Origin of the sequence: Roseicyclus salinarum, from assembly GCF_029624655.1 — a bacterium.
GTDB classification, from domain to species: domain Bacteria; phylum Pseudomonadota; class Alphaproteobacteria; order Rhodobacterales; family Rhodobacteraceae; genus Roseibacterium; species Roseibacterium salinarum.
On record NZ_JARRSA010000028.1, the window covers coordinates 1 to 11,953 of the forward strand.

Sequence of the window (11,953 nt, forward strand, 5' to 3'; positions counted from 1 at the left end):
CCCGCAGGCGCCGCACGCACGGACCGTCTCCCTGCGCCGCCCTCCGCCGGGCCGAAGCCCTGCCGCTGGCGGGCCGACAGGCCCCGGCAAGGCGTCAGCTCAGCGCGCTGGACCTGCACGGCGTGCCATGTGGACGCCTTCACCCAGAACGGCAGGCCGCCCAAGGAGTGCAAGCGCGCGCTTGGACCCGCCGCGCTCTAGCGCCGCCCCGTGCCATCCTCGGCCGCCGCACGCCTCGCGCGCCTTGCGTTCCGCCGCCGGGCAGGCAGGATGCGCCCGCAACCGCCACGCCGCCCCGGACCGCCTCAGGAAGGACCGCCCGACCATGCCCGACCGACAGGACACGCCACTTCCCCCGCCCGATGCCGAGGCGCGGCGCGCCGTGCGTCCCGTCATCTGCTACCCGACCGAGACGCTTGCCGCGCCCGACCCCGAAGGACTGGCCGCCGCCCGAACCGGGTTGCGCAAGGTGGGCGAGGTTCTGGTCCCGCCCCGCGACGCGCGGAGCTTCCGCGTGCGCGCGGGCCAGGTCTTTCGCATCACCAGCGTCGAGGGGCCGCAGGTCGGCGACCTGAACCTGTGGAATGCGCAGGACCTGTCCGAGCGGTTCTATTCCGGCAAGACCCGCGCCCTGCACGGCACCCACGTCAGCACCGGCGACAGGCTGTGGTCCAGCTTCCCCTCGCTCAGGCCGATGGCGACCATCGTGGACGACACGCTCGGCTGGTACGGCATCGACGCCTATGGCGGCGGCGTCCACGACGTGATCGGCACGCGCTGCGACCCCTACACCCACGCCCTCCTGTCGGGCGGGCAGTATCACCATTGCTGCCACTCGAACCTGACGCGCGCGCTGGCCGATGCGACGGGGCTGACGCTGGCCGAGGCCGAGGGGCATGTCCACGATGTTCTCAACGTCTTCATGTGCACCGGCTTCACGCGCGACACCGGCCAGTATTTCATGAAGGCCAGCCCCGTGCGCCCCGGCGATCACATCGACTTTCTCGCCGAGGTCGATCTTCTGGGCGCGCTGTCGGCCTGCCCCGGCGGCGACTGCGGGGCCGAGCATTCCTCGGACGCCGCGCCCTGCTTCCCGCTTCTCGTCGAGGTCTTCGACTGCGCGCTGACGGCCGGGCACGAGCCCCCGCCGCGCAGCCGCTACGACCGCAGCCACGGCCGCTGAGGCGGGCCGGACCGGCCGACACGCGGTGCAAAACGCAGCGCCCGAAAAAAATTTCGGGGCGCCCCAAATCTATCCTTGATTCGACTCACGCTTTGCCCCAGATGCCCCCGCATAGACGCCAACGCACGCGCCTCTGTCACGGGTGGCACTCGACCGGCAACCGGATCCGAACCACCGCAGTTACGTAGCGACGGTAACGTCTCCCTTGGAACTTTTCGGCCACCACCTGGCCGGGTCTATTGGAGATGACCATGAACGCTACGTTCGCCGGCTTCCCGGCGGCTTTCGCCGCATCGTATCCTCAGCGCAGCTCGGCCCGCATCGAGGCCCATATCCGCGAGCGCCATTTCGACCGTCCGACCCTCGTCCTCGATATCGACGCGGTCGAGGCGCAGTATCACGCGCTGAAGGCGGGCCTCGGCCGCGCCGACATCCACTACGCGGTCAAGGCGAACCCCGCCCGCGAGGTCGTCGAGCGCCTCGTCGAGGTCGGATCGCACTTCGACGCGGCCTCGCGCGGCGAGATCGAGCTGTGCCTGTCGCTCGGCGCCCGCCCCGAGACGATCTCGTTCGGCAACACCGTCAAGCGGGTGTCCGACATCGCCTTCGCGCATTCCGCCGGCATCACGCTGTTCGCCGCCGACGCCGAAGAAGAGCTGGAGAAGATCGCGGCCCACGCCCCCGGCGCGCAGGTCTACATCCGTCTCATCGTCGAGGCCTCCGGCGCCGACTGGCCGCTGACGCGCAAGTTCGGCACCGCGCGCGACAAGGTCCTGTCGCTGATGGGCATGGCCCGCGATCTCGGCCTCGCGCCGGTGGGCCTGTCGTTCCACGTCGGCTCGCAGACGCGCGACCCCGCGATGTGGGAAGGCACCCTCGACCAGGTGGCGGCGGTCTGGACGCAGGCCGTCGAGGCGGGCTTCGAGCTTTCGCTCCTGAACATCGGCGGCGGCTTCCCGGCCTTCTACGGCGACGACATCCCGCATCCGACCGTCTATGCCTCTGCGGTAATGGACCGGGTCGAGGCGCGCTTTCCCGGCGCGGCGCAGATCATGGCCGAGCCCGGTCGCGGTCTGGTGGCCGAGGCCGGCATGATCGCCGCCGAGGTGCTTCTGGTGTCGCGCAAGTCCGACGACGACCTCTGCCGCTGGGTCTACCTCGACATCGGCAAGTTCTCGGGTCTGGCCGAAACCATCGACGAGGCCATCCGCTACCAGTTCACGACCGATCGCGACCACGAGGCGGCGGGTCCCTGCATCCTCGCCGGTCCCTCCTGCGACAGCGCCGACGTGCTCTACGAGAAGCGTCCCGTTTCCCTGCCGCTGGGCCTGAAGTCCGGCGACCGGGTCATCATCCGCAACTGCGGCGCCTACACGTCGAGCTATTCCTCGGTCGGCTTCAACGGCTTCCCGCCGCTGGACGTGGTGATCATCTGACTGCGAAAGGGCGCCCCCCGGGCGCCCTTTTCGTCTCAGCCGTATTGCTCCACGCCGATCCACTGCGCGTCGGAATACCGCGAGCCGTGGGCGAAGCCGATTGGCAGAATCGTCTCTATCTCGGCGATGTCCTGCGGCGAAAGCGCGATCTCCGGGGCCTGCGCGAGGTCGCGAAGGTGGTCCGCGCTGCGGGTTCCGGGGATCGGAAGGACATGGTCACCCTTGTGCAGCGTCCATGCCACGGCCGTCGCGGCGGTGGACCAGCCGCGTGCGCGGCACCAGTCCCGGAAGGGCGCGATGGCGGCCGTGTTGGCCGAGTAGTTGGGTTCGGTGAAGCGGGGATTGCTGGCGCGGAAATCGCCCCTGGGGAAGGATTTCGGGTCGGGGAAGCGGTCCGCGAAGATGCCGCGTCCGACGGGCGAGAAGGCCACGAAGGTCACGCCCAGCTCCGCGCAGGCCTGCAGCATCCCCAGTTCGGGCTGCCGCGTCCACAGCGAGTATTCAGACTGCACGGCCGCGACGGGATGGACGGCGCAGGCGCGGCGCAGCGTGGCGGGCGACACCTCGGACAGGCCGATGCCGCCGATCATCCCCTCCTCGAGGAAACCCACCAGCGTGGTCATCACCTCCTCGATCGGGCGGGCGGCCTCGCGGCGGTGGATGTAGAACAGCTCCACCCGGTCGCGTCCAAGCCGCTGCAGCGAGCCCTCCAGCGAGGCGCGCAGCGCGTCCGCATCGTTGCGGAAATGGCGCTCGGGTTTGGGATAGATCCCGGCCTTGGTGGCGATGCTGACCTCCGCGCGGTGCTGCGCGAGGAAGCGGCCCATCACCGTCTCGGAGACGCCCATCCCGTAGATCTCGGCCACGTCCCAGTGATCGACGCCCAGCACCAGCGCCTCTGCGAGGCAGGCGAAGCTTTCGTCCTCGTCGGTCGCGCCGTAGACGCCGCCGAAGCTCATGCAGCCGAGGCCGACCGCCCCCACGGTGCGCCCCGCGAGTGTCCGTTTCAGTCTCATGCGAAGGCCGCCTCCAGCGCGATCTCGACCATGTCCGAGAAACTGGACTGCCGATCCTCCGAGGGCAACGCCTCATGCGTCAGAAGGTGGTCCGAGATGGTCAGCACCGCCAGCGCGCGCACCCCGTGCCGCGCGGCGACCGAGTAAAGCTCGGCCGTCTCCATCTCGACGGCGAGGATGCCGTGGCGCGTCATCTGCTCGTTGAGGTCGGGGCGCTCGTCATAGAACACGTCCGAGGAATAGATCCCCCCGACATGCACGGCGCACTCCTTCGTCCTCGCCGCGGCATGGGCCGCCGCCAAGAGGCCGAAATCGGCGCAGGGCGCGAAGTTCAGGTCGCCGAAGATGCCGCGCGAGGGCGTCGAAAGCGACGAGGACGTCATCGCCAGCACCACGTCGCGCAGGCGCACGCCATGCTGCATCGCCCCGGCCGAGCCGATGCGGATCAGCGTCCTTGCGCCGTAGTCGCGGATGAGTTCGTTGGCGTAGATCGACAGGCTGGGCATCCCCATGCCCGACCCATGGATCGTGACGCGGTGCGAATTTCCGTCCGCGCCGGTCCAGGTGCCGGTGTAGCCCAGCATCCCCCTGACCTCGTTGACGCAGACGGGATCTTCGAGAAACCGCTCGGCGGCCCACTTTGCACGAAGCGGGTCGCCGGGCATAAGGACGGTCTCGGCGATGTCGCCTGGCGAAGCGCCGATGTGGACCGTCATCGTTCAGATCGCGAGATCGTCGAGGGATTTGCCCTTGGCGAGCGCGTCCTTCACCCAGGTCGGCTGGCGGCCACGGCCGGTCCAGGTCTGATCGGGGTTCGCGGGGTTCGCATATTTCGGAAGCCCCTTGGAGCCGCCCTTGTTGCTGAGGATATCCTCCAGCGAAAAGCCATGCTCCTGCGCGGCCTTTTGTGCGGCGACAAGCGCATCCTTCTTCTTGCGCTTTTCGAAATTCTTGATCTGGGCGTCCACCTGCTTCCTCAGATCATGCAACTCTTGAAGGGACAGCCTTTCGAGGTCGATTGACATGTTATTTCCTTTGCCGTCGTTGCCGGAATTGATCCGGCATGCGCCACATATCAGCGCGCCCCGCGAAAAGACAAGGGGTATGCCCCGGCTTGCGCGTCATCGGCAAAAAGCCGTCCGCGCGGGCTATTCGGCGGCGATCGAGTCCGGATCGGCCAGCGCCACGATATCCATCATGATGCGGTTCAATTCGAAATCCTTGGGCGTATAGACGCGCGCCACGCCCGATGCCGTCAGCCGGGCCGCATCCTCGTCGGGAATGATCCCGCCGACCATGACCGGAATATGGTCGAGGCCTTCCTCGCGCAACCGGTCCATGACCTCCCCGATCAACGGGACGTGACTGCCCGACAGGATCGAAAGCCCGATCACGTCGGGGGCCTCGGCGCGGGCGGCGGCGACGATTTCGGCGGGCGTCAGCCTTATCCCCTCGTAGGAGATGTCCATGCCGCAGTCGCGCGCGCGGAACGCGATCTGCTCGGCTCCGTTGGAATGGCCGTCCAGCCCCGGCTTGCCCACGAGGAACCTCATGCGGCGGCCCAGCCTGTCGGAGACCGCGTCGACCGCCTCGCGGATCTCGTCGAGGCCTTCGGTCTTGTTGGACATGGATTTGGACACGCCCGTGGGCCCGCGATACTCGCCGTGGACGGCGCGCATGACGCCCGCCCATTCGCCCGTCGTGGCCCCGGCCTTCGCCGCCGCGATGGAGGCGGGCATGACGTTGCGCCCCTCGGCCGCCGCCTGCCGCAGGTCGGCCAGCGCCGCCTCGACCGCGTCCGTGTCCCGCGTGGCGCGCCAGTCGTTCAGCCGGGCGATCTGGTCCTGTTCGACCGCCGGATCGACGACCATGATCCCGCCATCCTCGCCCATCAGCGGCGAGGGTTCCGATTGCGTATACCTGTTGACGCCCACGACCACGGTTTCGCCGCGCTCGATGGCGTTCACCCGGTCGGCGTTGGATTCCACCAGCCGCGATTTCATGTAGTCGATCGCCGCGATCGCCCCGCCCATCGACTCGAGGTTGGCAAGTTCGGCGCGCGCGCCCTGCTTCAGCTCCTCGACCTTGGCGTCGACCACGGGATTGCCGTCGAAGAGGTCCCCGTATTCCAGAAGATCGGTCTCGAAGGCCATGATCTGCTGCATCCGCATCGACCATTGCTGATCCCACGGCCGGGGCAATCCCAACGCCTCGTTCCACGCGGGCAATTGAACCGCGCGCGCGCGCGCCCTTTTCGAAAGCGTCACCGCCAGCATCTCGATGAGAATACGGTAAACGTTGTTCTCGGGCTGCTGTTCCGTCAGTCCCAGCGAATTCACCTGCACTCCGTAGCGGAAGCGGCGGTATTTCGGATCCTGCACCCCGTAGCGGTCCGCGCAGATCTCGTCCCAGAGATCGACGAAGGCGCGCATCTTGCACATTTCGGTGACGAAACGAATGCCCGCGTTCACGAAGAACGAGATCCGCCCGACCAGCACCGGGAAATCTTCTTCCGGCACGCGGGGCCGGAGTTCGTCGAGGACCGCGATCGCGGTTCCCAGCGCATAGGCCAGTTCCTGTTCGGGCGTCGCGCCGGCCTCCTGCAGGTGGTAGGAGCACACGTTCATCGGGTTCCATTTCGGGACGTGCCGGTAGCAGTATTCGGCCACGTCCGCGATCATGGCGAGCGAGGGCTTCGGCGGGCAGATGTAGGTGCCGCGGCTGAGGTATTCCTTCATCAGGTCGTTCTGGACCGTGCCCTGCAGCTTCGAGACGTCCGCCCCCTGTTCCTCGGCCACCGCGATGTAAAGCGCGAGCAGCCACGGCGCGGTCGCGTTGATCGTCATGGACGTGTTCATCTGCTCCAGAGGGATCTCGTCGAACAGCGCGCGCATGTCGCCCAGATGGCTGATCGGCACGCCGACCTTGCCCACCTCGCCGCGCGACAGGACATGGTCGCTGTCGTAGCCCGTCTGGGTAGGCAGGTCGAAGGCGACCGAAAGGCCGGTCTGCCCCTTGGCGAGATTACCCCGGTAAAGCGCGTTCGAGGCCTTCGCCGTGGAATGGCCCGCATAGGTGCGGATCAGCCAGGGCTTGTCTTTCTGCATGGCGGTCACGGGCGGCCTCCGGATTTTCGTCTCGGCAATTTCATTTCGTTCATCGCGGTATATGGAGAAGAATATGACCCTGTCAATTCGCTGCATCGCGGCAGAGCCGGGGTGCGGGGCAGTCCCGCGCCCGTGCCGCCGCTGGCCGCGACCGCCCCGGCCAATCGCCCGCAACGCCGCGCATCCCCTCCCGAAAACGCCGTATTGTCCGCAGGCGTCATTCCTGCCACCGTTCGCGGCGATGACCGGCACCGTCACCCTGCCTCTCTGGCTGTTCCTCTTGATCCTGCTTTTCGCGGGCGTGACCTTCGCGTCGCATTTCCTGTTTCCGTCGGTGCGCTGGTATTTCCGCCGCCGCCTCGAGAACGCGGTGACGCGGCTGAACCAGAGGCTGGAGCGTCCGATCCAGCCCTTCAAGCTCGCCCGCCGCATGGATACGGTGCGCCGGCTGATCTACGACCCCGAGGTCGCCCGCGCCATCTCGGAGCACGCCCACGAGAACGGCATCCGCGAGGACGTCGCCTTCCAGAAGGCCGAACGCTATGCCCGCGAGATCGTGCCGGGCTTTTCGGCCTTCACCTACTTCTCCTTCGCGATCCGCGCCGCCCGCCTGTTCAGCCAGTCGCTGTATCGCGTGCGCCTCGCCAATCCCAACGAGGAGGCGCTGGCCGCCATCCCCGAGGACAAGACCGTCATCTTCGTGATGAACCACCGCTCGAACATGGATTACGTCCTCGTGACCTGGCTGGTGGCCGAACGCTCGGCGCTGGCCTACGCGGTGGGCGAATGGGCGCGGGTCTGGCCCCTCGGACAGCTGGTGCGCGCGATGGGCGGCTACTTCATCCGGCGCCGGCACAACAACGCGCTCTACCGCAAGGTGCTGGCCCGCTATGTCCAGATGGCGACCGAGGCGGGCCTGACGCAGGCGGTCTTCCCCGAAGGCGGGCTCAGCCGGACCGGGGGGCTGGGGCGGCCCAAGCTGGGACTGATCTCCTACATTCTCGACGGGTTCGATCCGCGCACCTCGCGCGACGTCGTCTTCGTGCCCGTGGCGCTGAACTACGACCGCGTGATGGAGGACCTCGACCTGATCGCGGCGCGCGAGAACGGCACGCGCGCCTTCCGTTTCTCGCTCAGGCCGATCTGGCGCTACCTGCGGCGGCAGATCTGGCTCAGGCTGCGGGGCAAGCTGCACCGCTACGGCTACGCCGCCGTAAGCTTCGGCGCGCCGCTCAGCCTGTCGGAGTTCATGAAGCACCCGCACGAGGACCCCTCGCACGATCTCGGCGGCGACCTGATGGACCGCATCGCCGCCGTCATGCCGGTCACGCCCGTGCCGCTCGTCGCGCACCTGGTGGCGCAGGGCGCGGAGACCGAAGCCGCGCTGCGCGACGCCGCCCACGAGGCGATGGCCGCCGCGCGCGACAGGGGCATCACGCTGCTTGTTCCGCGCGGCGACGAGGCCGACACCGTCGAGGCCGGCCTTCGCGCCTTCACCGTGCGGCGGATGCTCGTGATCGGCGAGGACGGCAGCCTCGCCTTCACCGAACAGGGCAGGCGCCTCGTGGATTTCTACGCGGCGTCCGTCGCGCACCTGTTCCCCGAAACGGCCAGGGAAGACGCCCGCGAGGTCGCTGCCGTCGTATCGAGTGCGACATAATATTTCGCGAAAACCAATTTCCGGTTTGCTTTATTGCGTGGCCATCCTTATGTCTCGCTGCAACAGCATATCGCGATTCCGCATTGCGGCATCGCCACGTCCACCGGAGACCCGCCCATGGCCCTCGACCGTGAATCGCCCATCGCCGCCTACGACGCGCCGAAGAAAGACCTCTACGAGATGGGAGAGATCCCGCCCCTCGGCCACGTCCCCTCGCGGATGTACGGCTGGATCCTGCGGCAGGAGCGGCACGGCGACCCGACGGAGGCCCTCAAGGTCGAGGTCGTGGACACCCCCGTCCTCGACAGCCACGACGTCCTCGTCCTCGTGATGGCGGCGGGCGTGAACTACAACGGCGTCTGGGCCTGCCTCGGCAAGCCCGCCTCGGTCTTCAACCAGCACAAGGCCGACTACGCCATCATCGGCTCGGACGCGGCGGGCATCGTCTGGGCGGTCGGCGACAGGGTCACGCGCTGGAAGGTCGGCGACGAGGTCGTGGTCCACTGCAACCAGGACGACGGCGACGACGAGGAGTGCAACGGCGGCGACCCGATGCTGTCGCCCTCGCAGCGCATCTGGGGCTACGAGACGCCCGACGGCTCCTTCGCGCAGTTCACCCGCGTGCAGTCCCAGCAGCTGATGCCGCGCCCCAAGCACCTCACATGGGAGGAAAGCGCCTGCTACACGCTGACGCTCGCCACCGCCTACAGGATGCTGTTCGGGCACGAGCCGCACGACCTGAAGCCCGGTCAGAACGTGCTCGTCTGGGGCGCGTCGGGGGGCCTCGGGTCCTTCGCGATCCAGCTCATCAACACGGCCGGCGCCAACGCCATCGGCGTGATCTCGGACGAGGACAAGCGCCAGTTCGTCATGGACCTCGGGGCCAAGGGCGTCATCAACCGCAAGGATTTCGACTGCTGGGGCAGGCTGCCGGAAGTCGGCACCGAGGACTACAAGACCTGGTTCGGCGAGGTGCGCCGCTTCGGCAAGGCGATCTGGGACATCACCGGCAAGGGCGTGAACGTCGACATGGTGTTCGAGCACCCCGGCGAGGCGACGTTCCCCGTCTCCACCTTCGTGGTCAAGCGCGGCGGCATGGTGGTGATCTGTGCGGGCACCACGGGCTACAACTGCACCTTCGACGTGCGCCACATGTGGTCCCACCAGAAGCGCCTTCAGGGCTCGCACTTCGCGCATCTCAAGCAGGCGGCCGCCGCCAACAAGCTGATGCTCGACCGCAGGCTCGATCCCTGCATGTCCGAGGTCTTCCCGTGGGAGGAGCTGCCGCAGGCGCACATGAAGATGCTCCGCAACGAACACAAGCCGGGCAACATGGCCGTCCTCGTGCAGGCGCCGCGCACCGGTCTGCGGACGCTGGAGGACGTGCTTGAGGCCGGGCCGACCGCGGGCTGATCGCCCGCGCCGCCCGCGCGCCCCGGGCCCTGTCCCGCCATGCGTTGACGGGCGTTAAGGCGTCGCCGCGCCCGGCGGATTATCGTTCCTCCCAGGTTCACCGACCAGGGAGGATGTCCGCATGTATGCGAATCTGACGCGCTCCAGGACCAAACCCGGCATGACCTCAGCCTCGCTCGCCCTGATGGAGCGGATGAAGGACCGGATCATGTCGCTGCCCGGCCTGCGGCAGTTCCTCGACATCATGGACGAGGACGGCGCGGGCTGCGTCATCGGCCTCTGGGACGACCGCGAGGCCGCCTGCGCGAATGCCGGCCGCGAGGCCGGGATGTGGGCCGCCTACGTCGATTGCCTCGAGCCGCCCGACCCCCAGCTGGCCCACGAGGTGCGCGCCAACTGGTCCGCCTGAGCCGGGCCGCGCCCCGTTCCCCCGGCGCATGAAACAAGAAAGGACCCGCCATGAAAGTGCCCGGCCTGATCCTCATGATCTCGGCCCTTCTCGCGCTGACGGCGTGCGAGACGCCGACGCGATACCCGGTGACGGGCGAGCCCTGTTCTTCGGGCGACCCCGTCCTCGAGCTCGATGCGCGGGATTGCGTCCCGCCGGTCTGATGCGCGACGGGCGCGCGCCGTCCGGGCCACCCTCTTGTCCTGCACGATCGCCCTCGTGCCGCAGTTCATGCCGCAGCGCGCAGTGCCCGCGATGCCCCGCTGCGTGCCCATGGACCTGCCCGTGGCGAGCGTGGAGGACGCGCCGACGCAATACGCCGACTTCTGCACCCGCCACCCCGCCGCCTGCGAGCTGACCGGCGCGCCGCGCCTCGAATGGACCGACGCCCTGCACGGGCAGCTCGAGGCGGTGAACCGCACCGTCAACGCGGAGGTGGAATTCGTCAGCGACATGGACAGCCTCGGCCTCGAGGAGCACTGGGACTTTCCGGTGGAGTGCCGTGGCGACTGCGAGGATCTCGTGCTGGAAAAGCGCGAGCGGCTCGTCGGCCTCGGCCTTCCGCGCGCCGCGCTGACCATCGCCTTCGCCTTCCACGAGGTCGATTTCTTCCCCCACGCCGTCCTTCTGGCGGAAACCAGCGCCGGAACCCTCGTGCTCGACAATTTGTACGACGAGGTCGTGTGTTGGGACGCTTTGCCCTATAGGTTCACTAGACGGGAAGCGCCGGACGGAAGCTGGCTCCGCTTCGATCCCTGGCGCTGAGGGCGGCGCGGGGCCCGGCCGGGGTCTCCGTTGTCAAGGGAAGGCGCAAGGAAAGAACGGCGGCACGGCCGCGAGGGATGAGACCGGATGGACAACACGACGGTGCACTACTGGATCGAGGCGATCGGCTGGCTCGCCTCGATCCTGACGGTCGGGACCTATGCGATGAACACCATGCTTCCGCTGCGGATCCTCGCGATCGGATCGTCGCTGTGCTTCTTTGCCTACGGCTTCGCGCTGCAGCTCTGGCCGCTGCTCGCGATGGAGATGCTGCTGCTTCCGATCAACTGCTACCGTCTCTGGCAGATCGTGTCGCTGCGCGGCAAGCTCGCGGCGCCCGAGCGGGCGCGCAGGCCCGACTTCTCCGTCATCAGGACCTACGGCAAGTCGCGCCGCGTCGCGGCGGGCTCGGTGATCTTCAGGCGCGGCGACCCGGTGGACCAGCTCTATTACATCGGGTCGGGCAAGGTCCTGATCGAGGAGCTGGGCATCGAGATCGAAGGAGGCGAGATCTTCGGCGAGATCGCCTTCTTCACCGACGCCGCCACCCGCACCGCCACCGCGCGCTGCACCGAGGACGCGCAGCTCTACGAGATCGACGAGAAGCGCTTCATGCGGCTCCAGTTCGAGGACCCGAGCTTCGGCCTTTCGGTCATGCGCACGGTCACGCGCCGCATCGCCGAGAACGGCAGCTGGCCCGTAGGTCTGTCGGGCGGAGGCGCTGTCGCGGACGGGGCAGGGGGCGGGGCGTCCTTCACGCAGTCTTAACCTTGCCACGGCATAAGACCGGGTGCTGCAGCGAAGCTATCGGTTCGATCCCGGCCCCAGACCACCCCGCCACGGGTGCAGGCCCGGATGCCAGACCAACGATCGGCCGGGGCCCTTCCCCGGATCGGCCGCCGGACCCAATGGGCCCGGCGCACGG

General features: G+C 68.0%; 12 protein-coding genes. 8 read left to right on the forward strand and 4 right to left on the reverse strand.

What is annotated here, in order from left to right; genetic code table 11:
* The first annotated feature begins 325 nt into the window (after positions 1 to 325).
* Together P6F26_RS15645 and P6F26_RS15650 are read left to right on the forward strand one after the other, a co-directional pair.
* Complete coding sequence (locus tag P6F26_RS15645) at positions 326 to 1,183, forward strand: urea carboxylase-associated family protein (RefSeq protein WP_278029633.1); 858 nt, start codon at positions 326 to 328, stop codon at positions 1,181 to 1,183.
* 251 nt (positions 1,184 to 1,434) lie between these two features.
* Entirely contained in the window at positions 1,435 to 2,619 is a 1,185-nt protein-coding gene (locus P6F26_RS15650; RefSeq protein WP_278029634.1) for a type III PLP-dependent enzyme, read from the forward strand.
* A 35-nt stretch (positions 2,620 to 2,654) separates the two neighbouring features.
* On the opposite strand, the gene P6F26_RS15655 is transcribed toward P6F26_RS15650, so the two are convergent.
* The 4 genes from P6F26_RS15655 to P6F26_RS15670 all read right to left on the reverse strand — a co-directional run bounded on the left by P6F26_RS15655 (position 2,655) and on the right by P6F26_RS15670 (position 6,751).
* Positions 2,655 to 3,635: an aldo/keto reductase gene (locus P6F26_RS15655; RefSeq protein WP_278029635.1), complete on the reverse strand. Its 981-nt coding sequence runs from the start codon at positions 3,633 to 3,635 to the stop codon at positions 2,655 to 2,657.
* Positions 3,632 to 4,351 (reverse strand): purine-nucleoside phosphorylase, encoded by a 720-nt coding sequence (gene deoD / locus P6F26_RS15660; protein ID WP_278029636.1) that lies wholly within the window; start codon positions 4,349 to 4,351, stop codon positions 3,632 to 3,634. The genes P6F26_RS15655 and deoD overlap by 4 nt, the downstream gene beginning before the upstream one ends.
* A gap of 3 nt (positions 4,352 to 4,354) precedes the next feature.
* Positions 4,355 to 4,660, reverse strand: coding sequence for an H-NS histone family protein (locus tag P6F26_RS15665; RefSeq protein ID WP_278029637.1), 306 nt, complete (start codon positions 4,658 to 4,660; stop codon positions 4,355 to 4,357).
* A 123-nt stretch (positions 4,661 to 4,783) separates the two neighbouring features.
* Entirely contained in the window at positions 4,784 to 6,751 is a 1,968-nt protein-coding gene (locus P6F26_RS15670) for a protein meaA (protein ID WP_278029638.1), read from the reverse strand.
* 232 nt (positions 6,752 to 6,983) lie between these two features.
* On the opposite strand from P6F26_RS15670, the gene P6F26_RS15675 reads away from it, so the two are divergent.
* The 6 genes from P6F26_RS15675 (at position 6,984) to P6F26_RS15700 (ending at position 11,796) form a co-directional block, all read left to right on the forward strand.
* Positions 6,984 to 8,402, forward strand: coding sequence for a 1-acyl-sn-glycerol-3-phosphate acyltransferase (locus tag P6F26_RS15675; RefSeq protein ID WP_278029639.1), 1,419 nt, complete (start codon positions 6,984 to 6,986; stop codon positions 8,400 to 8,402).
* Positions 8,403 to 8,519: 117 nt separating this feature from the next.
* The gene (ccrA, locus tag P6F26_RS15680) at positions 8,520 to 9,815 is read left to right on the forward strand and encodes a crotonyl-CoA carboxylase/reductase (RefSeq protein WP_278029640.1); all 1,296 of its coding nucleotides are present in this window, start codon (positions 8,520 to 8,522) and stop codon (positions 9,813 to 9,815) included.
* A 160-nt stretch (positions 9,816 to 9,975) separates the two neighbouring features.
* Entirely contained in the window at positions 9,976 to 10,224 is a 249-nt protein-coding gene (locus P6F26_RS15685; RefSeq protein WP_278029641.1) for a hypothetical protein, read from the forward strand.
* Between the two features lie 50 nt (positions 10,225 to 10,274).
* The gene (locus tag P6F26_RS15690; protein WP_278029642.1) at positions 10,275 to 10,427 is read left to right on the forward strand and encodes a hypothetical protein; all 153 of its coding nucleotides are present in this window, start codon (positions 10,275 to 10,277) and stop codon (positions 10,425 to 10,427) included.
* Positions 10,428 to 10,461: 34 nt separating this feature from the next.
* A complete protein-coding gene (locus P6F26_RS15695) occupies positions 10,462 to 11,028 on the forward strand; it encodes a transglutaminase-like cysteine peptidase (protein WP_278029643.1) in 567 nt (188 codons plus the stop codon).
* Positions 11,029 to 11,115: 87 nt separating this feature from the next.
* Positions 11,116 to 11,796, forward strand: coding sequence for a cyclic nucleotide-binding domain-containing protein (locus tag P6F26_RS15700; RefSeq protein ID WP_278029644.1), 681 nt, complete (start codon positions 11,116 to 11,118; stop codon positions 11,794 to 11,796).
* The last annotated feature ends 157 nt before the right edge of the window (positions 11,797 to 11,953 follow it).